The sequence below is a fragment of the Niallia sp. 03133 genome, assembly GCF_052663225.1.
The window spans coordinates 162,826-186,046 of sequence record NZ_JBQTCY010000008.1 but is presented as its reverse complement, the minus strand read 5'-3'; the positions used below and the strand labels follow the sequence as shown (position 1 = coordinate 186,046).

Annotated in this window: 22 protein-coding genes; 8 read left to right on the top strand and 14 right to left on the bottom strand. The window is 35.8% G+C overall.

Annotation, left to right across the window (positions count from 1 at the left end):
* Window positions 1-142 precede the first annotated feature (142 nt).
* Window positions 143-841, top strand: coding sequence for a Crp/Fnr family transcriptional regulator (locus tag ACTYBU_RS13105; protein ID WP_445490401.1), 699 nt, complete (start codon window positions 143-145; stop codon window positions 839-841).
* 120 nt (window positions 842-961) lie between these two features.
* Here the strand turns inward: ACTYBU_RS13105 and ACTYBU_RS13100 are convergent, their stop codons facing one another.
* Complete coding sequence (locus tag ACTYBU_RS13100; RefSeq protein ID WP_445490399.1) at window positions 962-1,444, bottom strand: DUF456 domain-containing protein; 483 nt, start codon at window positions 1,442-1,444, stop codon at window positions 962-964.
* Window positions 1,445-1,643: 199 nt separating this feature from the next.
* On the opposite strand from ACTYBU_RS13100, the gene ACTYBU_RS13095 reads away from it, so the two are divergent.
* Window positions 1,644-2,423: a DUF1189 domain-containing protein gene (locus tag ACTYBU_RS13095; RefSeq protein ID WP_445490397.1), complete on the top strand. Its 780-nt coding sequence runs from the start codon at window positions 1,644-1,646 to the stop codon at window positions 2,421-2,423.
* A 171-nt stretch (window positions 2,424-2,594) separates the two neighbouring features.
* On the opposite strand, the gene ACTYBU_RS13090 is transcribed toward ACTYBU_RS13095, so the two are convergent.
* Window positions 2,595-4,271, bottom strand: coding sequence for a methyl-accepting chemotaxis protein (locus ACTYBU_RS13090; RefSeq protein ID WP_445490396.1), 1,677 nt, complete (start codon window positions 4,269-4,271; stop codon window positions 2,595-2,597).
* 219 nt (window positions 4,272-4,490) lie between these two features.
* Here ACTYBU_RS13090 and ACTYBU_RS13085 point away from each other — a divergent pair, with 219 nt between their 5' ends.
* Complete coding sequence (locus ACTYBU_RS13085) at window positions 4,491-4,814, top strand: hypothetical protein (protein WP_445490395.1); 324 nt, start codon at window positions 4,491-4,493, stop codon at window positions 4,812-4,814.
* 412 nt (window positions 4,815-5,226) lie between these two features.
* On the top strand, window positions 5,227-6,342 hold the full coding sequence (gene ispG / locus ACTYBU_RS13080; protein ID WP_445490394.1) for a flavodoxin-dependent (E)-4-hydroxy-3-methylbut-2-enyl-diphosphate synthase: 1,116 nt from the start codon (window positions 5,227-5,229) through the stop codon (window positions 6,340-6,342).
* Between the two features lie 194 nt (window positions 6,343-6,536).
* Here ispG and ACTYBU_RS13075 read toward each other — a convergent pair whose 3' ends face one another.
* The gene (locus ACTYBU_RS13075) at window positions 6,537-6,911 is read right to left on the bottom strand and encodes a DUF4190 domain-containing protein (protein WP_445490393.1); all 375 of its coding nucleotides are present in this window, start codon (window positions 6,909-6,911) and stop codon (window positions 6,537-6,539) included.
* Window positions 6,912-7,253: 342 nt separating this feature from the next.
* Between ACTYBU_RS13075 and ACTYBU_RS13070 the strand changes: the two genes are divergently transcribed.
* Window positions 7,254-7,832, top strand: a complete 579-nt coding sequence (locus ACTYBU_RS13070; protein ID WP_445490391.1) for a 5' nucleotidase, NT5C type — start codon at window positions 7,254-7,256, stop codon at window positions 7,830-7,832.
* Between the two features lie 296 nt (window positions 7,833-8,128).
* Here the strand turns inward: ACTYBU_RS13070 and ACTYBU_RS13065 are convergent, their stop codons facing one another.
* Window positions 8,129-8,539 carry a Fur family transcriptional regulator gene (locus ACTYBU_RS13065; protein ID WP_445490389.1) on the bottom strand — a complete coding sequence of 137 codons (411 nt, stop codon included), beginning with the start codon at window positions 8,537-8,539 and terminating at the stop codon, window positions 8,129-8,131.
* Between the two features lie 254 nt (window positions 8,540-8,793).
* Here ACTYBU_RS13065 and ACTYBU_RS13060 point away from each other — a divergent pair, with 254 nt between their 5' ends.
* Complete coding sequence (locus ACTYBU_RS13060) at window positions 8,794-9,048, top strand: DUF2624 domain-containing protein (protein ID WP_445490388.1); 255 nt, start codon at window positions 8,794-8,796, stop codon at window positions 9,046-9,048.
* A 421-nt stretch (window positions 9,049-9,469) separates the two neighbouring features.
* Here ACTYBU_RS13060 and ACTYBU_RS13055 read toward each other — a convergent pair whose 3' ends face one another.
* Together ACTYBU_RS13055 and ACTYBU_RS13050 are read right to left on the bottom strand one after the other, a co-directional pair.
* Complete coding sequence (locus ACTYBU_RS13055) at window positions 9,470-10,363, bottom strand: deoxyribonuclease IV (protein ID WP_445490386.1); 894 nt, start codon at window positions 10,361-10,363, stop codon at window positions 9,470-9,472.
* A 222-nt stretch (window positions 10,364-10,585) separates the two neighbouring features.
* Entirely contained in the window at window positions 10,586-11,896 is a 1,311-nt protein-coding gene (locus tag ACTYBU_RS13050) for a DEAD/DEAH box helicase (RefSeq protein ID WP_445490384.1), read from the bottom strand.
* A 485-nt stretch (window positions 11,897-12,381) separates the two neighbouring features.
* Here ACTYBU_RS13050 and vrrA point away from each other — a divergent pair, with 485 nt between their 5' ends.
* Both vrrA and ACTYBU_RS13040 read left to right on the top strand, forming a co-directional pair.
* Window positions 12,382-12,966, top strand: coding sequence for a VrrA/YqfQ family protein (gene vrrA, locus ACTYBU_RS13045; protein WP_445490382.1), 585 nt, complete (start codon window positions 12,382-12,384; stop codon window positions 12,964-12,966).
* A gap of 379 nt (window positions 12,967-13,345) precedes the next feature.
* On the top strand, window positions 13,346-14,284 hold the full coding sequence (locus tag ACTYBU_RS13040; RefSeq protein ID WP_445490380.1) for a 4-hydroxy-3-methylbut-2-enyl diphosphate reductase: 939 nt from the start codon (window positions 13,346-13,348) through the stop codon (window positions 14,282-14,284).
* A gap of 672 nt (window positions 14,285-14,956) precedes the next feature.
* Here the strand turns inward: ACTYBU_RS13040 and ACTYBU_RS13035 are convergent.
* The 8 genes from ACTYBU_RS13035 to ACTYBU_RS13000 all read right to left on the bottom strand — a co-directional run bounded on the left by ACTYBU_RS13035 (window position 14,957) and on the right by ACTYBU_RS13000 (window position 23,106).
* The gene (locus ACTYBU_RS13035) at window positions 14,957-16,072 is read right to left on the bottom strand and encodes a Nif3-like dinuclear metal center hexameric protein (RefSeq protein WP_445490378.1); all 1,116 of its coding nucleotides are present in this window, start codon (window positions 16,070-16,072) and stop codon (window positions 14,957-14,959) included.
* Window positions 16,050-16,778, bottom strand: a complete 729-nt coding sequence (locus ACTYBU_RS13030) for a tRNA (adenine(22)-N(1))-methyltransferase (protein ID WP_445490376.1) — start codon at window positions 16,776-16,778, stop codon at window positions 16,050-16,052. The genes ACTYBU_RS13035 and ACTYBU_RS13030 overlap by 23 nt, the downstream gene beginning before the upstream one ends.
* 93 nt (window positions 16,779-16,871) lie before the next feature.
* Complete coding sequence (locus tag ACTYBU_RS13025; RefSeq protein WP_445490374.1) at window positions 16,872-17,402, bottom strand: hypothetical protein; 531 nt, start codon at window positions 17,400-17,402, stop codon at window positions 16,872-16,874.
* A gap of 236 nt (window positions 17,403-17,638) precedes the next feature.
* Window positions 17,639-18,763 (bottom strand): RNA polymerase sigma factor RpoD, encoded by a 1,125-nt coding sequence (gene rpoD / locus ACTYBU_RS13020; RefSeq protein ID WP_445490372.1) that lies wholly within the window; start codon window positions 18,761-18,763, stop codon window positions 17,639-17,641.
* Between the two features lie 43 nt (window positions 18,764-18,806).
* Window positions 18,807-20,621, bottom strand: a complete 1,815-nt coding sequence (gene dnaG, locus ACTYBU_RS13015) for a DNA primase (protein WP_445490370.1) — start codon at window positions 20,619-20,621, stop codon at window positions 18,807-18,809.
* Window positions 20,622-20,672: 51 nt separating this feature from the next.
* Window positions 20,673-21,113, bottom strand: coding sequence for a YaiI/YqxD family protein (locus ACTYBU_RS13010; RefSeq protein ID WP_445490537.1), 441 nt, complete (start codon window positions 21,111-21,113; stop codon window positions 20,673-20,675).
* Window positions 21,114-21,634: 521 nt separating this feature from the next.
* Entirely contained in the window at window positions 21,635-22,459 is an 825-nt protein-coding gene (locus ACTYBU_RS13005) for a pyruvate, water dikinase regulatory protein (RefSeq protein WP_445490368.1), read from the bottom strand.
* Between the two features lie 23 nt (window positions 22,460-22,482).
* The gene (locus ACTYBU_RS13000) at window positions 22,483-23,106 is read right to left on the bottom strand and encodes a helix-turn-helix transcriptional regulator (protein WP_445490366.1); all 624 of its coding nucleotides are present in this window, start codon (window positions 23,104-23,106) and stop codon (window positions 22,483-22,485) included.
* Between the last annotated feature and the right edge of the window lie 115 nt (window positions 23,107-23,221).

Below are 23,221 nucleotides of genomic sequence, written 5' to 3'. Positions count from 1 at the left end.
TCTTCCTTACCGCACCAATGCTTACACAAAACAATTAGCAGCAGCGTTCATTAAAACCACCTATTTTTTCCCAATTAAAGATTGACAATTTTTTCACAATATCCTTTAATCAAGATGTAAGTATGTTTGGAGGAGTGCTAATATGATGTCAGAAATACAATTATCTTTATACAGTTTATTAATCCAAAATTTTTTTGATATAAATAAAATAATAAATGTAAAAAAAGGAACCTTGCTTTTTCAAGAAAGAGATCCTGTTAATAAGATTTATATTTTGCTAAACGGTACGTTATCCTTAGGGAGAATTCATGAAAAAGGGAAAGAATTTATTTTAAAGATACTTCATGATGAAGAAGCTCTCCTTGAATACCAATTATTTAAACGTTCTCCCAGATATCACTTTTTCTCTAGAACCATTACAGATTGTGAAATATTAACTATTGATCGAGAGGAATTTGAAGAAACCGTATTAAAAGATCCCATTCTGTTAACATCTTTAACCAGCTGGTTAAGTACAGGCTACTTAAAAGCACATATGAAATGCCAGGACTTAATTATGAATGGCAAAAAAGGTGGATTATACAGTATCTTGATTCGATTATGCCATTCTTTCGGAAAAAAAACAGATGAAGGAATATTGATTGATTTCCCACTTACCCATCAAGAGCTTGCTAATATGACCTTTGGAACTAGAGAAGTCATGCAAAGAATATTAAAGGAATTGCGCGAAGCTGACATTATCTCTTATTCTAATCAAAAATTTACGATTAAAAATATTGCTTTTTTAAAGCAATCTGTTGATTGTCAAAACTGCCCAGCAGATGTTTGCGGGTTGAATTAAACACGAAGTGCTTGAAGAAGAATAGTTCACCCTTTATTGCCTTCGAAAAAGTGCTGGCTTCTTCTTTCTTTGTTTTTTTGATAGGAGAAGCCAGCACTAATACCTAGTGCATTCCATCGGTTATAGAACTTGAAATAAAAAGTAAATAATCATAATTGTTTGAATGAGTCCTTTTGTAATAACACTGCTGAGAAAGCCAATTAATGATCCTGCTCCGACCTTTAAAGCTGTTTTCCAATTCGTTCTATTTACTACAAGTTCCGCAATAACAGCTCCTAAAAATGGGCCAATTAATATCCCCAGTACGGGAATGATAAATGGACCAGCCAGCAATCCAATCGTACTCCCCCAAACACCAGCTTTCGATCCCCCATATTTTTTTACACCTATTAAATTTGCTAAATAATCGGCCAAAAATAATAAAAGGATAAACATGCCTTGTATTACCCAGAAAAGAACCGAAAACGGCTCAAATGAAAATACAAATCCATACACGAAAAATCCAGCAAGCAAAAATAGCACACTCGGTATAATAGGATATACTAATCCAATATAAGCAATAATAAAAAGCACCGTTATAATTGTCCAGTAAATATAGCTCACATTCTAACTCCTTTTTCATCAAAATTTATTTCAATATCCAACTAAGTTTTAGTCTTATTACATTTACCCTCTTTTTTAATGGAGAATCATTTTTGAATGAAGCATTTCTGTATCTTTTCCTAGTCCATTATACATGAAACTTGTAACTCACCACAGACGAGGATAAAATAGTAGTGAATATTTAAAAGGGTGTGTCAAAATGAATATTTTTAAGCAATTTTTTAAAAGCATCTATTCTCCAAGAGATATAGCTGCCTTTCGCTTGCAGGGAAATGGAAAAACCATTCTTTATCTGGTCCTTCTCTCCCTGTTGGCATCCATTCCGACTTTATACTATTTAAGCAAAGGAATGAACGATGGAGTGCATTCTTTAGCGAATACGATAGAGGAAGAATCTCTTTCTTTTTCGATAAATAATCAGGAGCTTCACTCAGATGACAAGGAGCCTACCTTCATCAATAAAGATGATATAACGATTATTATTGATTCTACTGGTACATATAATGCCGATAACATTAGCACTTCTGGCAATACTGTAGCACTTCTCAAAAAGGAGCTAGTCATTTCAACAGCAGGACAAACACAAGCATTCGAGTATGCAAACTTTGGTGATGTCAACATTACAAACGATGATGTCCACTCCTTCCTGCAAACATTGGATTCTATGTTTCCGGTTATAATTACTGTGCTGGCAGTTGTTTATTTTGTCATCATGCTTGTTTCCAAAACAATTGAAACTTTAATTCTCGCTATTTTTGGAAGGCTGTTCTCTAGAATATTAGGCCGCTCGTTGTCTTATTCTCAGGTTTGGAGAATTACAGCCTACAGCATTACATTGCCTACCGTATTTTTTATTGTAATGGATGCCCTCCATACAACTGTTCCAAATGGCTCAGTGTTAAACTGGCTAGTAGGATTATTCATCATCTTCTTAGCGTTAAAAGAAATTCCAGTAGATAAAAAACCAACTTCTGTCTAAGTCTTAAGAAAAGCGCAAGCGCCTTGCTCATTGCCGTAAGACCTGAAGTTCGATAGGCAATAGGCGCTGTAGCTAGACAGCTATCTGACTTCAGAAAACTTATGCTTTCTTACTCTTTAAAAAAAGGGTTGTCCATTCCATTTTGTAAATGGAGGACAACCCTCTTCTATTTCAGTGGAATTGATTCGCACAACTTTCCAATGATTCGACTAGTTGAGCTAATTTTGTGCTGACTTCTGCATTGTTTTTTACTTTTTCCTGCTGTAGCGCTGCTATTGTTTGCATTTCATCAGAGCTTGCTAACGTTTGTTGACTAATGGAAGTTAAATGCACGGAAGAATTCTCCATTTTTGGCAATAGTGTCTGCAGCTCCATAAGCTTCTCTTGATTCTCTGCAATTCCATTATTTACTGCTTTAATGCCTGTTAATAATAAATCAAAGGAGTTGCTGCTTTTTTTAGAAATAGTTTCACAATTCGTAAATTCATTTGTTATTTTTACGATATCATTCGATGCCTTTTCCGCAATTATATCCATTTCTACTGTGAATGATCTTATTTCCTCTGTAGCTTCTGAAGAGAGCATCGCCAATTTTCGTACTTCGTTCGCAACCACTGCAAATCCACGTCCATCTTCACCTGCTCTTGCAGCTTCAATAGATGCATTTAATGCTATTAATTTTGTTTGTTCTGCTAATCCTCGAATAGAATGGACTGTTTTTTCTATGGATTGGGAATGTTTTTTTACTTTTAACATGGTATTGGTTATATGTATAAATTCTTTCTGCACAGAATCAAACGAATAGACTAAATCCTTCATGTTGCTTTCTCCAATTTGTGCAGCACCATTCATAGCGTCTGTTTTATTATTCATATCTTTCATTCTAAGATCCATTTGCGAAACTATTTGCTTCATTTCTTGAAATATTTGGATCGAAGTTTCTGAGCTAACTGCCGTTTCATTTGCTCCATTTTTTACTGCCTCTATTATTTCTGTAAGGATAGAATTTTTATCCATCACAAAAATAGACTGTTCCTGCAGTTCATTTCCGGTGTAAGATAATTGATTGCTTGTCGACTTCATTTCCGATACAACCATTTTCATCCTCTCCATCATGGTTGTATAGCTTGTGATTAAGGATTTTATTTCTGGTACTGATGTTTTTATATTCGGATGCATAAACAGGTTGCCTTCCCGCACTTCTCTCATCCAATTTCTCAGCAAATTTAAAGGTTTTACAATACTTCTAACAAAATAAATGATAATAATCAACGTTGTAAAAACGCTGATGGCAGACACTAAAATAATAAGACTTTGTATTTCATTGACCTTCTGCAAATATTCTTCCTGTGGAACAACAATTACATAGATGCCTTTTAATTCTTGTATCTTTCCAAATGCAATGGAATAATATTCCTTTCCTATTTTCTCTTGGATCACTCCAGATTCTTTTTGCTTTATTTCTTGTAAAATAGCCTCCGTTATTTTTAATGAAGTCGTTTTATTGACTTTAAACGGGGCAGCACCTTTATTGGCAACTAAATAATAGTGAGCATTTATATTATCTTTTAAAAAATTTGCATCTTGATCTCGAACTACTTGTTCCATTTTTTTGTGAAATTTCTCTTCATTTCCTATATAAGTGAGCATCATATTTTGTGCCATTATATAGGTTGCTTTTACTTCCTGTTCAAGTCGTTGATGCATCAGCTCAATAGCCATTTCCTTTGATTTATCAACGGCCACGTAAGCAACCGATGCCACTGTAGCTATTAACAATGACATCATAAGCAAAAGCAGCCTTTTTTGAATGGAAAATTCATTAGGAATATTTTCTTTTCTTTTCATTAAAATCCTCCGTTCTCTACCTATCTATTCTGACAAAATTATATGAAGGATTTGTAAAGTTAAGGTAAATTTTTCTTAAATTCACTTCTTTTCTCCTATTTCTTTCCTCCTATTCGTATTAAATGAAAAGCATGATCGAATAATGAAGAATAAAAACTTTTGGGCAAGCATATGAATCACTATCATCCAAATACTATTTCTATACTTAGGAGGGATCATATGAAAAGGCTCGTCATCACACTACTTGTCTTTATAACCATTTATGTTATTTATTTTGATTTAAACCATGGCACCCTTTCCTCCACCCAAGAGCCTGCAATAGAAGTACATGCTACACCAACTAACTCTATTCCTTCTTTCCAACAAAAAGTAAAAACAGGTGATACTGTTCTACTGATTGTGGAAGACGAACTGCATAAAAATCTGCCTGTCAGCATCGATCAACTAATTAAAGATTTTAAAAAATTAAACAATAAATTATCGCCTGAAGATATTCAAGTAGGAAAAACTTATTATTTTCCTGATTATGAAAATATTCAATAACAAAAGCGTAAGCGCCCTTGCTCATCGACAGAATAAGCTGAGGTCCACAGGATGTGGATTACACAATCGAAGACATAAGGACGTGGCGGTTTTAGTTTTGTGTTCCTTGAAGAGATAAAGGAAACACGAAGAACGCAAGCGTCGATGTTGACTACGCAAGCGAGGTGAGGGAAGCGTTGAAGTCGATAGGGCGCTAGCGCTAGACACTTCTCTGACTTCAGAAAACTTATACTCCCTTATCTTTTATGAAAAGCGTGTGTTTAAGAAAAATAAAAGAGATTGTAAAAATCATCAAGTTCCTTGTCAACCTTTATAGTTCATTGTTACAATAGGAAAGTGGTTTAATAATTAAAATAAATAAAAGCATTACTATATATTTGGCGTGTCCAATGTTTAAAGGAGCGAATCACCATTGAGTGAAATAATACATCGTACAAAAACCCGTCCAATTAAAGTTGGCAATTTAACAATTGGAGGAAATAATGAACTTGTCATTCAAAGCATGACAACAACGAAAACACATGATGTCGAGGCTACTGTTGCAGAAATAAAGAGGCTTGAAGAAGCTGGATGTCAGATTGTTCGTGTTGCTTGTCCTGATGAACGTGCAGCCAACGCAATTGCAGACATTAAAAAACAAATAAACATTCCACTTGTTGTAGATATTCACTTTGATTATCGTCTTGCCCTTAAAGCAATTGAAGGCGGTGCTGATAAAATCAGAATCAATCCTGGAAATATCGGGAAGAGAGAAAAAGTAGAAGCAGTTGTAAAAGCAGCGAAAGAAAAAGGGATTCCCATTCGAATTGGTGTAAACGCCGGTTCACTCGAAAAAAGAATTCTTGAAAAATATGGTTATCCAACGGCAGATGGAATGGTGGAAAGCGCCCTTCACCATATAAAAATCTTGGAGGATTTGGACTTCCATAATATTATCGTATCTATGAAAGCTTCTGATGTGAACTTGGCAATCGAAGCTTATGAAAAAGCAGCACAAGCTTTTGATTATCCATTGCATCTTGGAATCACAGAATCAGGTACATTATTTGCCGGAACAGTTAAAAGTGCAGCTGGACTAGGTGCGATACTTAGCAGAGGAATTGGAAATACTCTTCGAATTTCATTAAGTGCGGATCCTGTTGAAGAAGTAAAAGTTGCCCGTGAATTGTTGAAATCATTTGGATTATCTTCCAATGCAGCAACACTTATTTCATGCCCAACTTGCGGCCGAATTGAAATAGATTTGATTTCAATTGCAAACGAAGTGGAAGAATATATCTCCACCATTAAAGCCCCTATTAAAGTAGCTGTACTCGGTTGTGCAGTTAACGGACCTGGGGAAGCAAGAGAAGCGGATATAGGAATCGCTGGTGCCCGTGGGGAAGGGTTATTATTCCGCAAAGGAAAAATTATTCGTAAGGTACCAGAAGAGACAATGGTAGAAGAACTAAAGAAAGAAATAGACATCATTGCCGAAGAATATTTTGCAAAAAAAGCAATCGAAGAAGCTGAAAAAATAAATTCATAAAGTGAACCTTTCCATCAGTGGGGGTTTTCTTCATCCCCCACTGATGGTTAGTAGAACTTATCGGACTTTTACGGTCAGTAATCCCCCACCTAGCTTCCTCGATTCCCCAGAGGTGGGGAGATTACTGCCCGTTAAGAGTGGGATAAAAAGGAAAACCGCTCAAAAGTTATTGCTTTTGAGCGGTTTTTCATTATCTAAAAGAATGGAGCAATAAAAATTCCAATGATAATGGAAATAGCTCCTAAAGAAATAGCCCATGTACCAAGACTTAGTGCTCCCCTTCTTCTTGCCATAAATCCTAAAACTATGCTCACTGCTCCCAAAAGAATCGGCCAGACAAATAAGGATATAATGGATAAGATTAATGCAGTTATTCCTATCCCTTTCCCCCCATCTTCTCTTTCCACATCACGGTCCCGATCACGATCAATATCACGATCTCTTTCATATGCTATCGGAGCTGGTGCTGCAATTTCCGCTGAAGTTTCTTCTAAAAAATCTTCGTTTGTAATACCATGTTGCTCTCTATCTCGAAGATCGTATCCTTCATTGCTTTTATTTTCTGCCATGATGAATCCCTCGCTTTCATTAAATAGGAGCATTTATTATCATGACCCATTTGGTGCTTTTTATAGCTGTAAATGTTTTACTCGATTAACAACTATTCATTAGAAAGTTGATTTTTACGATAAAGTAAACTTCCATTAGTATGGGTTTTTCCTAATCCCCACCTTGCTTCCTCATTTTCTCGGCATCTTGAGGTGGGGGGATTACCGTCCGTTAAGAGTGGGATATACGAAAACCTTTCTAGTTTTGTTTTATTTTGTTAAACTAATAAAGTGAAATTTGCATCTATTTTAAAAAAAGACATTGCTTTTTACAAAATAGCTTACATAAAAAAGGAGTACATAATGAAAAAATTACGTTTTGGGATTGATATTGATGGTACGGTAACATGCCCTTCCACATTTGTACCGTATTTAAATGAAAGTTTTCAGTTAAATATTACATTAGAAAATATAAAGGAATATGATTTATATCCTCTTGTAAATGTGTCAAAAGAAGAATTTAATCAATGGTTTATTGATAATGAAGCACGCATTTATGCTGCCTCCCCACTTGCAGAAGGAGCTAGCTACGTTTTGAATAAATGGGAACAGGAATTTGAATTATACTTTATTAGTGCAAGAAGTTCTCATCTTCTAGACATTACAAAAGAATGGTTTTCTACTAATGGCCTTTCGTTTGACCATATTGAGCTTATTGGCACCCATCATAAGATAGCCGCAGTGAAAAAATACGAAGTGGATATATTTTTTGAAGATAAACATGATAATGCAGTAATGATTCATGAAGAATGCGGCATTCCGGTAATTTTATTTGACACTCCATACAATAGAGATCCGATTCCAGAAGGAGTTATTAGAGTAGCGAGTTGGAATGAAGCGTATCAATGGGTTACCAACTGGGCCAACACTTCTGTTAAATGACACTGCAGAGGTTTTTATAAGTATTAAAAAAAAGAGAGCTTCTTCTTTAAATTCCTAAAAAGGGGTATCCATCACAATTGATGGGTACCCCTTTTATCTAGAGATAAGAAAGTATAAGTTTTTTGAAGTAAGATAGCTGTCTAGCTCCAGCGCCTATTGCCTATCGAACTTCAGGTCTTCTCCCTACGATAAGTCAACATCGATTCGCTAACGCTCATCGTGTTTCCTTTATCTCAGTCGAAGCCCTTCCAGTTCGTACGGCAATGAGCAAGGCGCTTGCGCTTTTCTTATAAACATTATTTACAATCAGGACATCTTCCGTAAATCTCAAATTTATGGCCAGAGACATCGTAGCCTTTTAAATTATCGGTTAATTCCTCCATCGGACATGTAATAATTTCTTTTGTTTTTCCGCATTCTAAACAAATAAAGTGATGATGATGCTGTTGATGCGAGCATGTGAATCGGAAGTGTTTTTCTCCATTCAACTCTGTCATTTCAAAAATATTCAACTGAACGAATAAAGATAAGTTTCGGTAGATGGTATCAAAACTTAATCCTGGATAATCATTTTTTAGTGCATCAAGCACGTCTTTTGCGGTAATGTACTTATTGCGATGTGCAAATAATTCAAGCATGTCTTCTCTTTTCTCCGTATGTTTGTATCCTTTGTCTTTTAGTATCTCTAAAGCATGTTGTACATTCAAATCTCCCATCTCCAATTATAACTATGTTTATTTACAAAAAATTTTTAAGTCAAAGGAGTTCATAATCAACTTATCGTTTTCATCAAAAGAGTAGTATCATTTATATAAAGTGTATAGTAATGGTTACGATTTATCTAAAATAGTATACAAGAAGAACTTCTAGAAAGCAAGCTGCATTTTAGGCACCTGTTTTTGAAAAAAAGTAGGCACAATTCACCCATTTTGCTCATATGTTAAATATGAGGAGTGATGACATGAAGATTTTTGAAAATATTATCAACCATAAAATAGGCAATATAACTTCAACAGAGCTATTAAAATATAGCAAGCAATTTAAAGTAGCTATTTCTGATGAGGAAGCGGTAAAGTTGGCAAATCATTTAAACGGGAAAAAAGTAAATATATTCAACCCAGCAGATAGATCACAGCTAATAAGGGAGATCTCCAAAATTACAAGCCCAGCTACTGCTAAAGAAGTAAATGAACTATTTAATCTTTTTGCAAAATAAGCGACTTTTTTCACATATAAACCACAAAAATACATTGATAAGGAATACTGGCTTTTCTCTTTTCATTTTTTTGTTTACTTTGCTTTTAATTTAAGGCTGTTTTTAAAAATTTGTTGCTTTTTAATAAGTTGAAAAACCTTATAGATGTACTGAGCAGCCTAATACACGTAGACTCCTGTGGGCTTAGCAAGTCAGGCGAGAAGATAGCAGGAGTGAAACGACGACGAAGCGGCTCAGGCGTAGCCCACAGAAAGCGATGATATTAAGGCTGTGGGTTATTTTATTATATAACAACAATCTATACGAAAAGAGCCTAATATAAAAAACCTTCCAAATCAGAAGGTTCCAATAAGGTAGGCTATAAAACAGTGAACAATCCATCCTGTCATCTAAAATGCTGCAAAGATGGATTGTTTTGTTTTTATCCCATTAATATATCGTCCAATAAATTAGAATTGAATTCTTGGCTTTTTAACATTTCAATTTCATGTTTATATGGCGCTTTTTTATTTTTTTTATCTTCCCCAACATAAGGTGTTTCCAAGATTTTCACTATATCAATCAGCTGTGGATGATGAACAATTTTCTTTAGGGCATCAAAGCCAATATGACCATGTCCAATATTTTCATGACGGTCTTTTCTCATGCCTTGAGCATTTTTGCTGTCGTTAATATGCAGAACCTTCAGCTTTTCTATTCCGATAACGCGATCAAATTCATCTAATACACCATCAAAATCTTCCACAATATTATATCCTGCATCATGCGTATGACATGTATCAAAACAAACAGATAGTTTATCGTTATAGATGACGCCATCCATAATCATTGCCAGCTCTTCAAAAGTTTTTCCACATTCAGATCCTTTACCAGCCATCGTTTCCAATGCGATTTGCAGATTTTCTTTGCCTGTCAAAACTTCATTTAATCCTTCTACTATTCTTTTTATGCCAATTTCTGTTCCAGCACCAACATGAGCGCCTGGATGCAGAACAATTTGTTTTGCTCCTAAACTTTCTGTTCGTTCAATTTCAGAACGCAGAAAATTCACACCAAGTTCATAAGTTGCCGGATTCGTTGTATTGGCAATATTAATAATATATGGAGCATGAACGATAATATCTGTAATCCCATGTTCCTCCATATGGCGATGACCTGCTTCAATATTTAATTCTTCAATTTTTTTTCTTCTTGTATTTTGTGGTGCACCTGTATAAATCATAAACGTATTTGCACCGTAAGAAATCGCTTCTTCACTCGCAGCTAAAAGCATTTTTTTGCCGCTCATCGAAACATGTGAACCAATTTTCAACAAAATAACCTCTCCTCCCAGGATGTAGACAAAGTAGTATTTTCACAAACTGCAGGCTGATCGAGACTTCAAGGATTCGAGTCAATCGACGAAGACATAAGGCCGTGGCGTAGTTAGTCGATTTTCCTTGATTGTACTTAGTCGTTCATCCTCTTTTACCCTTAATGAGCATCCGAGCAAGGCGGACAACGCAGAAATCGAGCGTTTGTCGACAGCCTGTCCTCTTTATTTTCTTTTGCTTTTGATTCGTCTTTCTCTTTTCTTAATGCTTTCCATTTCACGCTGCATTTTCTTTTTATAGCCTGGTTTTACTTTATTCGGTTTTTTTACTAAAGATTTGGCTTTAGCATCCACTTCATCTGCTTGTTTTTGACGTTTTTTTCGACGATTTCTATCTTCAATGGAAATCCATTCGCCATTTTTCAAATCCATATTTTTAAATTCGATGCCACGCTTTTCAAGCTGATTTAACGCATCCTCATCAGATGGTTCATAAATGGTTAAAGCAATGCCTGAATAGCCTGCACGAGCCGTTCTGCCGACACGATGAACATAGAAATCCAAATCAGAAGGAAGCTCATAATTAATAACATGACTTATTCCTTTTATATCGATTCCCCTAGCAGCCAAATCTGTTGCAATGATATATTGAAATTCCAGGTCCAATATTTGCTTCATTACTTTTTTTCTTTCTCTCGGACTTAATCCACCATGCAGCCTTGCTACTTTTAGTCCTTTATTTGCAAGCCCCATCGCTACTTCATCGCACATTTGTTTCGTATTAGTAAAAACGATCGCTAAATAAGGATTAAAGTTAGATAGTGCTTCATATACAGTCGTTACTTTATCCCTGTGTCTTGACGGGATAAGCACATGTTCGATTTTTGCAGCTGTCAGCTGTTTTGGTTCGATATGAATAAAGGTAGGATTTTCTAAATATTTTTTTAAAAATGGTTTTAATTTTTCTGGAATGGTTGCAGAGAAAACAAACATATTTAGATCTTTAGGCATTCTCGCCGCAACCTCATCCACATCTTCAATAAAGCCCATATCTAACATTAAATCTGCTTCATCGACAATTAAAGTTGATGCTGTATATACCAACAATGCTTGCTCTTTTACTAAATCGTTTATTCTTCCAGGAGTTCCAACCACAATATGCGGTTGAGCTTTTAATTTTTCAATGGTTCTCTGCTTGTCTGTACCCCCAATAAATACGCGGGATGTAATCACGGAATCTGCATGTTTTGTTATTTTTAATATTTCCTGATGAATTTGCGTTGCTAATTCTCTTGTGGGTGCAGTTATAACTGCTTGTACTTCTTGTTTCTCCGGCACTATTTTTTGCATGATCGGCAATAAATAGGAATGGGTTTTTCCAGTCCCAGTCTGGGATTGTCCAATAGCACTTTCTCCTTTTAACATTAACGGCATAACTTTAGCCTGAATTTCTGTCGGCTCATAAAAACCTAACTCTTCTACCGCTTTTATAATAAATGGCTTTAGATTATATTGATTAAATTTTGTTTCACTCATTTTTAAACTCCTTCATGGTGATGCAAAACAGCCGAAAGCAAAATATGATGTCAAACAACTTTTTACTTTAACGTGATTTTATATAAAAAGAAGTCTGAATTTAATGATTGCTTTTCTTTTATTTGCTCACTTGTTCATCATGTTATTATAATAAAGATTTGCCTAAAAGACCACTTATATATGATATTTATTAGTTTTAACGCAATGGTACTATTTTAGTATGATTATTTTGTTGCCCGCTTTTTCGATTTTACGTTTACTCCGCATAAATCCTAAACAAAAATGGTGTATTTGCATACCTTATAAAGTAAACTTCCATCAGTGGGGTTTTTCCTCATCCCCACTGATGGTTAGTTGCACTTATCGGACCTTTACGGGCAGTTATCCCCCACCTAGCTTCCTCGATTTCTCGGCATCCCCGAGGTGGGGGTTTTACTGCCCGTTAAGAGTGGGATAAAGTAGCTAATGTGAAAGGAGGCAAAAAAATGCCACCAAGACTGCGTAATCCTTATCAAAGAGGCATGATGGGAGGTAGAATGATACAGCAAGGTCCGCCGAATTTCCCAAACCCAATGATGGGAAGAGGAGGAGCTCCAGCTAGAAGTGGAGGAGGCATTCTAGCTAAACTGCTAGGCAGAGGAAACAGCGGTGCTTCCAATGCAACTAGAAATGTCGCAAATGCTGGTGCTAGAAGTGCTGCCGGCTCTGGCGGTGGAATTCTCAAAGCCATTTCAAATCCTGCATCCATTAATGGATTTCTTGCTAACTCGCAAAAATTTCTTAATACAGCCAGCCAGCTAGGTCCAATGATTAATCAATACGGCCCAATGGTTCGCAATATTCCTGCCATGTGGAAATTATATAGAGGATTAAAAAATTTCAGTTCTTCCGAGGAAGAAACTTCTGTTGCTGAAGATGCACCAACTAAAAAAAATAAAAATACTATCACAAAAAATACATCTTCTACATCAAAAAAAATCTCTGGTGAATCCACTGAAGTGGATGAATGGGAAACAGAAGATGACTCTGAAATTTCAAAAGGTCCTTCTGTTCCAAAGCTGTATATTTAATATCCTACCTCAGGCTGTCGAAGCACAACAATAATTTTCTTGTGGTTCTCCCAACACGAATGTCCATGTCCAATTCCGGTTCTATTACTTCCCCCTAGCTTCACACCCCGAAGTAAAAATAGTTTCGTACAGCATGAAATTGTACAATTGAATCATCTGTCTATTCTTTAAGGCTACAAGTATATTGGCTTTTTAGCATCCATGCGTCATGCTTTATCAAAAGCATGACGCATTTGCTATTTTAATACTTTGTCATCTGTACATAAGTTATATATAATAGAAATATTGCATGATTTACATGCATTTTTTCTTCCAATTATTGTTGTGTTGATAAATGGATGGTAAATAGAAGAAAGTGCCTAGCGGGAGGAGTTAAGACATGAAAGTAATTAAGATTGCCCCAAGGGGTTATTGCTACGGGGTAGTTGATGCGATGGTTATTGCCCGAAACGCGGCTTTAGATAAAACATTACCGAGACCTATCTATATTCTCGGAATGATTGTCCATAATAAACATGTAACAGATGCATTCGAAGAAGATGGCATCATTACATTGGATGGACATAACCGAAAAGAAATATTAGAGAAAGTAGATAAAGGAACCGTCATATTCACTGCACACGGTGTTTCTCCTGAAATAAGAGAAATGGCCAAACAAAAAGGCTTGGTAACCTTGGATGCAACATGTCCTGATGTTACAAAAACCCACGATTTAATAAGGGAAAAAGAAAAAGAAGGCTACTTTATCATTTATATTGGAAAAAAAGGACATCCAGAACCTGAAGGAGCAGTTGGCGTAGCCCCACACGTTGTCTCTCTCGTTGAAACCATAGCGGATGTAGAGAAATTGGAAATTAAGCAGGAAAAGATACTTGTAACAAACCAAACAACCATGAGCCAATGGGATGTAGCTGATTTAATGGAAGCCATTCAATCTAAATTTCCACATGCTGAATTCCATAAAGAAATTTGTTTGGCAACGCAGGTTCGACAAGAGGCAGTGGCACAACAGGCTGGTGAAGCAGATGTTCTGATTGTTGTAGGAGATCCAAAAAGCAATAATTCGAACCGTCTGGCACAAGTATCAGAAGAAATTGCGCATACAACCGCATACAGAATTGCAGATATTTCCGAACTGCAGCTGGATTGGATTAAAGACGCGAATGTTGTAGCAGTTACAGCCGGCGCTTCTACTCCAACTCCAATTACGAAAGAAGTAATCAACTTTCTAGATCAATATGATCCTGCAGATGAAAGTACCTGGGACCGCGAGAAAAAAGTACCCTTGCACAAAATACTCCCAAAAGTAAAACGGTAAAAAGAAAAGCCCAAGCGCCTTGATCATCGCCGTACAAACTGGAAGGGCTTCGACTGAGATTAAGGAAACACGATGAGCGATAGCGAATTGCTGTTGACTTATCGTAGGGAGATGACCTGAAGTTTGATAGGCAATAGGCGCTGGAGCTAGACAAAAAGAAAAGCGGAAGGCGCCTCATTATCGGCTTATGCTAATTTATCCCACTTTTAACGGGCAGTAAGACCCCCACCTCAAGATGCCGAGAAAACGAGGAATCTAGGTGGGGGTCTTACTGCCCGTAAAGGTCCGATAAGTGCAACTAACCATCAGTGTGGGATGAGGAAAAACCCCCACTGATGGAAGTTTACTTTATTAGATATTCTCCTCTACTTTCATGGACATGTAAACATTTTTCCCTCAGGCTACCTTGAAAAATAAAGACCGCAGTCAGAATACACTTCGCTTTCCACGGGGCGAGCGGTTAGCCTCCTCGTCGCTTTGCTCCTGCGGGATCTCACCTGTCTCGCTAATCCCGTAGGAGTCTTCGTGTATTCTGACTGCTCCGCGCTTCAAATATTAGAATCTGACTCTTTTCATGCGCCATGGTGCAAATTTTTGCTGCATGAGTGTCTACCCTGTAAAGTATGGTGTTCTTGCAGGTAGTAGTTTGCAGCCGACAAGTACTAGGAATAATTACACAAACTGAAATGGATCCGTTTCTATTTCAGAAGGAAAAATCTCTATATCTGCACCTTTTTTTGCACACATTGTTGTTAATATATGTGCAACTCCTTTTTTCATGATCTTTTCTACATTATGTCCTGGGTCGATTATGTTTAACCCTAATGCCTTGGCGTCATGTGCAACATGATAATACAAATCTCCAGTTACATATACATCTGCACCTTTAAAAAGAGCTTGGGAATAATATTTGTTTCCATCTCCTCCTAAAACAGCCACTTTATTGACTTTGGTCTGCAAATCTCCCACTACTCGAACTGCATCTACATCTAATGCTTTTTTTACATGTTCGACAAAAGCAGACAGTGTCATTTCTTCTACCTTTCCGATTCTTCCTAATCCTAATTGTTCTCCCTTTATTTGAAGATCAAAAATATCATAGGCTACCTCTTCATATGGATGGGATTTTATCATTGCTTTTATTACTTTTTTTTCTATAGAATCAGGAAAAACAGTCTCTATTTTTGTTTCTTCTACTAATTCCAGCTTATTTTGTTCTCCAATATAAGGATTTGTACCTTTACCTGGTTTAAATTGACCTTTGCCTTCTGTTTCAAAAAGACAATGGGAATACTCCCCTATCGCACCAGCTCCCGCATTGCCTAATGCGTTTTTTACTTCTTCTGCATGTTCGTTTGGAACAAATACAACTAATTTTTTCAATTTATCTTCATATGTCGGCACAAGTACTTCTGCATTTTTCAAACCCAATGCCTCGCTTAATAAGTCATTGACTCCACCTTTAGCAACATCTAAATTAGTATGAGCCGCATAAACAGAGATATCATATTTAATTAATTTCTGCATTAATCGACCAGATGGATTATCGCTTGTAATTTTAGACAATGGACGGAATATCGGCGGATGATGGGCAATAATTAAATCCACATTTTTAGCTATCGCTTCTTCTACAACCTCATCTAACACATCTAATGCAATCATGACATTTTTTACAGGTCTGCTTAGATCTCCCACTTGAAGACCAATTTTATCGCCTTCCATTGCATAAGCTTTTGGAGAATATTGTTCAAATAAAGAAATGACCTCAAATCCGTTCATTTGTTTCATCTGCTAATACCTCCCTCACCATGTTTATTTTCCATTCTAGTTCTTGTTTTTTTGTTTGATTTTCTTCTGAATCTGGTGCCAAAGAAAGCTGCTTCAAGATTCTCTCCCAATTGTTCCGTTCTGCTGACCATTTTTTTTGAAATGCTTTGTTTTTATCCCTCATAAGGAATGGACCGAATAATAAGCCTTTATCCATATTGCCAGTATAAGGATTTTTGGCCAGCCCTTTTTCCGCAGCCAATATTTCATATATCTTGCCATCTTCTTCAATAATTTCTTCTTTTATTAACTCCCAGCCATTTTCAACTAGCCACAGCCTTATCGAATAGGCGTGAATATTGGGTTGTAAAACTAAACGTTTTACTGTGGAAAGTTTTTGTTTGCCTTGTTCAAGAATGGTAGCGATTAATGATCCTCCCATCCCTGCAATAGTAATACAATCTACTTCTCCCTGTTCAATTACTTCTAATCCATTCCCTTTTCTGACTGAAATGAAAGAAGTCAGTCCTTCCTCTCTAACTTGTTTGCAGGCTGATTGGTATGGTCCATCTACTACTTCGCCAGCTATCGCAAAAGAAGCTTTATTTTTTTTCAGCATATAACAAGGTAAATACGCATGGTCTGATCCAATATCTGCAAATGAGGCTCCCATTGGAATATATTTTGCCACCGTTTCTAATCGATGTGATAATTTATCTGTATTCATTTTACCCCCACATTTCATCTTCTCTCTCATTTTTTCTTTCTGCGCATCTAATAGTATAATTTTAGTTGCAGAAGGATGCAAAAAAACCTTTACTTATATCATTTTAATGAAGAATAAACTACATACTAACACAAAACCTATGCAGGAAGAAATCGTAAAATATAATAACTTAAATTTCCTTCCTGCGATAAACCAAATAATACAATTAAATAGTAAAACAATAGATAAAAAAATAAAATCATGTGAAAAAATACGTAAAACAACATAGACACTTGTCAATAAAACAATCAAGGCTGCAGCAACAACAGGTATGTCTATCGATTTAGTCTTTTTTTTGTAAAAATAAAGACCAATCAAACAAAAAGTTAGAAAAATTTGAGAAATAGCTATTTGCAAAATGAAAGACAATTCAGTAAAATATAATAAAACTGTAGTAAGAGGAATCAGCAACAAAAAAAGAATATGGAACAAACCCCCTATTTTCTTATTTGTTTCTTTTTCCATTGATTGGTTTCCTGCTGTATAAAGTGATAACAAATAATCACAGTAGTGCGCTGGAAGCATACGATTTTCTTTCCAATAGACAATTTCTTTGACAATTATTTTTTTTCTATCTAGATCCATTTTTTCACATCCTTATGTAATAGCAGGCTCAGATAAAATATTTCTGTATACCTATAAAACACAATAAAAGGTGTCGCGAACAGAGCCAACGTCCGTTTTGACTATAAATAAGCACAAATTTCAACGAAAGCCGAGTAGTTCATTCACTTTTTCATAAAAAAAGAAATAGCTACTTCCATTGTAAGAAGTAAACTATTTCTATTCAATCCATCCTTTGAATTTTTTGATAAAATCTTTTACTCTAAGAAATCTTTTAATCGTTTGCTTCTGCTTGGATGTCTTAACTTTCTTAATGCTTTTGCTTCAATTTGGCGAATTCGTTCACGGGTTACACCGAAAACTTTTCCGACTTCTTCCAATGTTCGTGTACGGCCATCATCTAGGCCAAAACGAAGTCTTAATACATTTTCTTCACGATCCGTTAATGTATCCAAAACATCCTCTAATTGTTCTTTTAACAATTCATAAGCAGCATGCTCAGATGGAGAGGTCGCATCTTGGTCTTCAATAAAATCACCTAAATGAGAATCATCTTCTTCCCCAATTGGTGTTTCTAACGATACTGGCTCTTGAGCAATTTTAAGGATTTCTCTTACTTTGTCTGGAGTTAAGTCCATATCTTCTCCAATTTCTTCAGGCGTTGGTTCACGTCCTAAATCTTGAAGAAGTTGACGCTGCACACGAATTAATTTATTTATCGTTTCAACCATATGAACGGGTATACGAATTGTTCTAGCCTGATCCGCAATAGCTCTTGTAATCGCTTGGCGAATCCACCAAGTAGCATAAGTACTAAATTTATATCCCTTGATATAATCAAATTTTTCAACTGCTTTAATTAATCCCATATTACCTTCTTGGATAAGATCAAGAAACATCATTCCACGGCCTACATATCTTTTGGCAATGCTGACAACTAAACGCAGGTTTGCTTCTGCAAGTCGTCGCTTCGCTTCCTCATCCCCTTTTTCAATACGTTTGGCCAAATTGATTTCTTCTTCTGCAGATAATAAATCTACTCTGCCAATTTCTTTTAAATACATTCTAACTGGATCGTTTATTTTCACTCCAGGAGGAACACTTAAATCATTTAAATCAAATTCTTCCTCCCCTTTAGTAAGCTCTTGAACATTAGGAGCCTCATCTTCTGTATCACCGATAAGTTCGATGCCTTGATCTCCTAAAAATTCATAAAACTCATCCATTTGATGGGAATCTAATTCAAAACTCGATAACTTTTCTGCAATATCATCATATGCTAACACACCAGTTTTTTTACCTACTTGTGTTATTTGTTCCTTTACCTGATCAAGGGTCAATTCCGTTTCAACCTCTTTTGAACGGGCTGACTTTTCAGCCATATGTCCCCCTCCTTCCAAAAAATCAAGACAAAATCCGTTTTCATTATTTTAGCGCTTTTTCTAACAACAGCACTTCCATGCCTATTTTAGCAGCCTGAACATAATCCTGTTGTCGTTCAGCTTCTTTTTGCAATGTTTTTTTTTCTTTTATTACCAACAACTTCTCATAATTTAACATTTGCTTCATGTAATCCAATAATTCTTGATCACTAATTTCGTCGTTGATATCCATCATTTCAATATCTACTACCATCCGCTTTAATTCACTATCATCAAGGAAATTAATAAATGAGCTTGTATCAGAGATTTGTCCTTTTTCATAATAAGCTAGCAGATACGTAAATATTGCCTGGTGTTCATCAATATTAAAACTTTTTCCTTGCAAAAACTCCTGCACTTTAAAAGCAGTGTCTTCGCTTTTCAGCATATGTGCAAGCAGTCTTCTTTCAGCCGTATGAAAAGCAGGCAATAAATTTTTCATTTGTTTTCTTACACTATATTGCTTAACTGGCGTACTAATGCTTTTATTTGAATTATTTCTTTGCAGAGAATCGGCAAGCTGACTCTCTTGCTGCTGCAATGCTTCTAAAGAGATTGAAAACTCTGAAGCAAGCTGTCTTATATAATGGTCTTTTTCAACTGCCTTCTCAAGCTTAGCAATTTCTCCTAGTACTTCTTCTATATAGGCTAGCTTATCTCCTTCATTTTGAAGATTTTTACCTCTTCGAAAATAAAGTAATTTAAAGCTCATATAAGGAAGACTGTTGTGAAGAATTTCATGCTGCAATTTTTCTTTCCCAAATTGGTTAAAAAAATCATCTGGATCCATTCCATCCGGCAATAATGCCGCTTTAACAGTAATGTTTGCTTTTGTTAAAAGCTGTCCCGCACGATAGGCTGCTTCGATTCCAGCAGAATCGGAGTCATAGCAAATAGTAACTGTTTGAGCATTTCTTTTTAGAGTAGCAACATGATCATCTGTTAGAGCTGTACCCATCGTTGCAATTCCATTTTCTATGCCAGACTTTGAACCCGCGATACAATCAGCAAATCCTTCAAATAGTACCGCATGCTGCATCTTCCGAATGGTTGGCCTTGCCATATGAAAATTATAAAGCGTACTGCTTTTATTAAAAATTGGTGTTTCAGGACTGTTTAGGTATTTGGGATGAGAATCCCCTAGCGCACGTCCCGAAAATGCAATTGTGTGGCCATTATGATCCGTGATGGGAAATATGATTCGATCTCTAAAGCGATCGAAATACTTATCATCCTTTTCACTTTTAATAATTAATCCTGCTTTTTCCATCAATGAAACATTATATTTTCTTTTCCCTAAAAACTTTACTGCTAAATCCCATGTTTGCAAAGAACATCCTATTTGAAACTTTTCAATAACAGGAAGAGTAAACCCTCTATTCAGTAAATATTCAAGTGCGTGTTGACCATCTTTTGTATTTACCAGCAAATGATGATAAAATTTAGTTAACAAATCATGAGCATCCAGCATTTGTTGGATATCATTTGGTATATCTTTTTTCTTCTCTGCTTCTGTCAATTCAATACCAATATCAAGATTTGCTCTTTGTGCTAATTTTGCAGCAACTTCTTGAAAAGAATACCCTTCTAGGTCCATTAAAAAAGAAAATACATTTCCGCCTGCATTGCAGCCAAAACAGTGGAAAATTTGTTTTTCTGGAGAAACAGAAAATGATGGGGTTTTTTCTCCGTGAAATGGACATAATCCTAAATAATTACGACCTTGTTTTGTTAATTGGATATGTTCTCCAATAACATCCACAATATCAATCGCTTGTTTTATTTCATTTATTTTCTCTTCAGGAATAAGCCCGGCCATTTAAGACATCTCCCCTACTACTTGCCTACTTGAAGTATTCGACACAAAATGTTAAACTCCTTCAATTTTCGACAAAATTCTCTTTAAATTTTTCTTAAATCTTTGGCGGTCGTCCTCACTAAACGATTTTGGCCCTTTTCCATATATGCCTCTTCTTCTTGCTTTGGCAGATAAATAGCGCATATCCAAAGCAGTTTGAATATCCTTCTCTTCCATTACAATTCCCCTTGGAGAAAGAACATACACTCCTTTTAATAAAAGAGTAGAGGCTAAACCAATATCTTGTGTGATGACAATATCCTGTTTTTTCACTTTATTCATAATAAATAAATCAACTGCTTCTTTGCTGCTGTCAACATATTTCCACTTCATCTCTTCCTGCTCTTTTGTCATATGAGCATAAGAAGCAATAAATAACAGCTCGAAATAATAGTTTTTAGCAATTTCGACAATTTCCTGCTTTACTGGACAGGAATCAGCGTCAACATAGATGGTATGTTTCCCTAATGTACTACTTATTCTACATCACTCCACATATTCCTTCTTCCAAATTTTTTTTTCGAAGAAAGAAGTATTGTCGAAAGTTTTTTATACTTTTTTCTTGACTTCTAACAATAAATAGTTTATTCGTTATCCATCAACTCTAAACCTAAATATAATACTTTTTTATCACAATTTTTTATTATAGTACATAAACAAAGGAATTTCCATTGTTTTTTTCAAAAATGCAGGACAAATTTGTTCTCTATTTTTAGTATATTTGCATGAAGAGGAAGAGCAAGAGTTTTAATAAACGAAAATAGAAAGACCTTACCGCTAATCAAGACAAAGTCAAATTATAGGATAAATAGATAAAGTAAACTTCCATCAGTGGAGGTTTTTTCCTCATCCCCCGCTGATGGTTAGTTGCACTTATCGGACCTTTATGGGCAGTTATCCCCCACCTAGCTTCCTCGATTTCTCAGCATCCCCGAGGTGGGGGTTTTACTGCCCGTTAAGAGTGGGATAAAAAATCAAGAATTATGTTTTGTACGGTAATAGAGATTAAAAATAATATTCGCTGTTTCCTCTACTGCTTTGTTCGTAACATCAATAACAGGACATCCTATTTGGTTCACAATTTGATCAAAATAGGTTATTTCCTCTTTAATTCGCTCAATACGTGCATAACTTGCACTATCACTTAATCCTAATGAAATTAAACGTTCTTTTCGGATATTATTCAATTTTTGCGGACTAATCTTTAACCCAAAGCATTTACTTGCAGGTTGTTCAAAAAGCTCTTTAGGAGGATCTACTTCTGGCACGATCGGGACATTTGCAACCTTTACTCTTTTATGTGCTAAAAATTGCGAAAGTGGTGTTTTAGAGGTTCTTGACACCCCAAGCAAAATAATATCTGCTTTATCCAGCCCCCTTGGATCTCTTCCATCATCATATTTAACCGCAAATTCAATTGCTTCCACTTTTTTAAAATAATCATCATCCAATTTTCGGACAAGTCCAGGTTCAAACAATGGAGTTTTTCCCCATAGCATTTGAAATTGATCAATGATTGGACCAATAATATCACAAGCATATACTCCCACTTCTCTTGCAAGTTCGCTCATATAATTTCGCATTTCTGGCTTTACCAAGGTATAGGCAATCATGCCATGTTCTAACTTAGCCTGTAGCACTACTTCATGTATATTCGATCGATCCTCCACGAAGGGAAATCTTTTTATCAAAACATTTACATTATGTCCTGAAAATTGACTGATTGCTGCTTTCGTAACAAGTTCTGCTGTTTCACCAACCGAATCGGAAACAACATAAATTATTTGTTTTTCTTCCATTTTGTATTTCCCCCTTATTTTTACTAGCTTTTTTCTGCAAGGGTGACTAATGCTTTCGTAATATTTGTTTTTGTTACTCTCCCTATTACAATTAGTCCTTCTTGGGTTTCCTTTACAACTGGAAGTGCATCTATTTCTCTCTCTATTAATTTTTTGCCAACATCCACTAGTAAATCATTTATATAACAATAAGTAACATTTGGCATTCGTGTCATCATCATAGTCACAGGCAAAGAAGTTAAATCTTGTTTCCCAATGCTCGCTCGCAAAAAATCTTTGCGTGAAACAACTCCCACTAAAACAGAGTGGTCGTCTACAACAAAAACAGTCCCAACATCTTCTGTAAACATGGTCACAATCGCATCATATACAGACATATTATCCCTTACAACTGCCGGCATAGAATGATAATCTTCGACTAATAAATTTCGAATATTTTCAGTCAGCAATCGCCCTGAAGTTTTACCAGTATAAAAATAACCAACTCGGGGTCTTGCATCTAAAAAGCCAGCCATTGTTAATATAGCAAGATCTGGCCTTAATGTTGCACGAGTTAAATGTAATTCATCTGCAATCTGCTCTCCCGTAATCGTTCCGTTGTTTTTTACAATCTCAACTATTTGTTCTTGCCTTTTATTTAGTTTCACTTTTTATTCACCACCTTTAAATGAAATACTTTCACAAGTGCTGCTAAAGCCATCTCAAAAAAGAAAAACGATAATAAAGTGAACCTTTCCATCAGTAGGGGTTTTCTTCATCCCC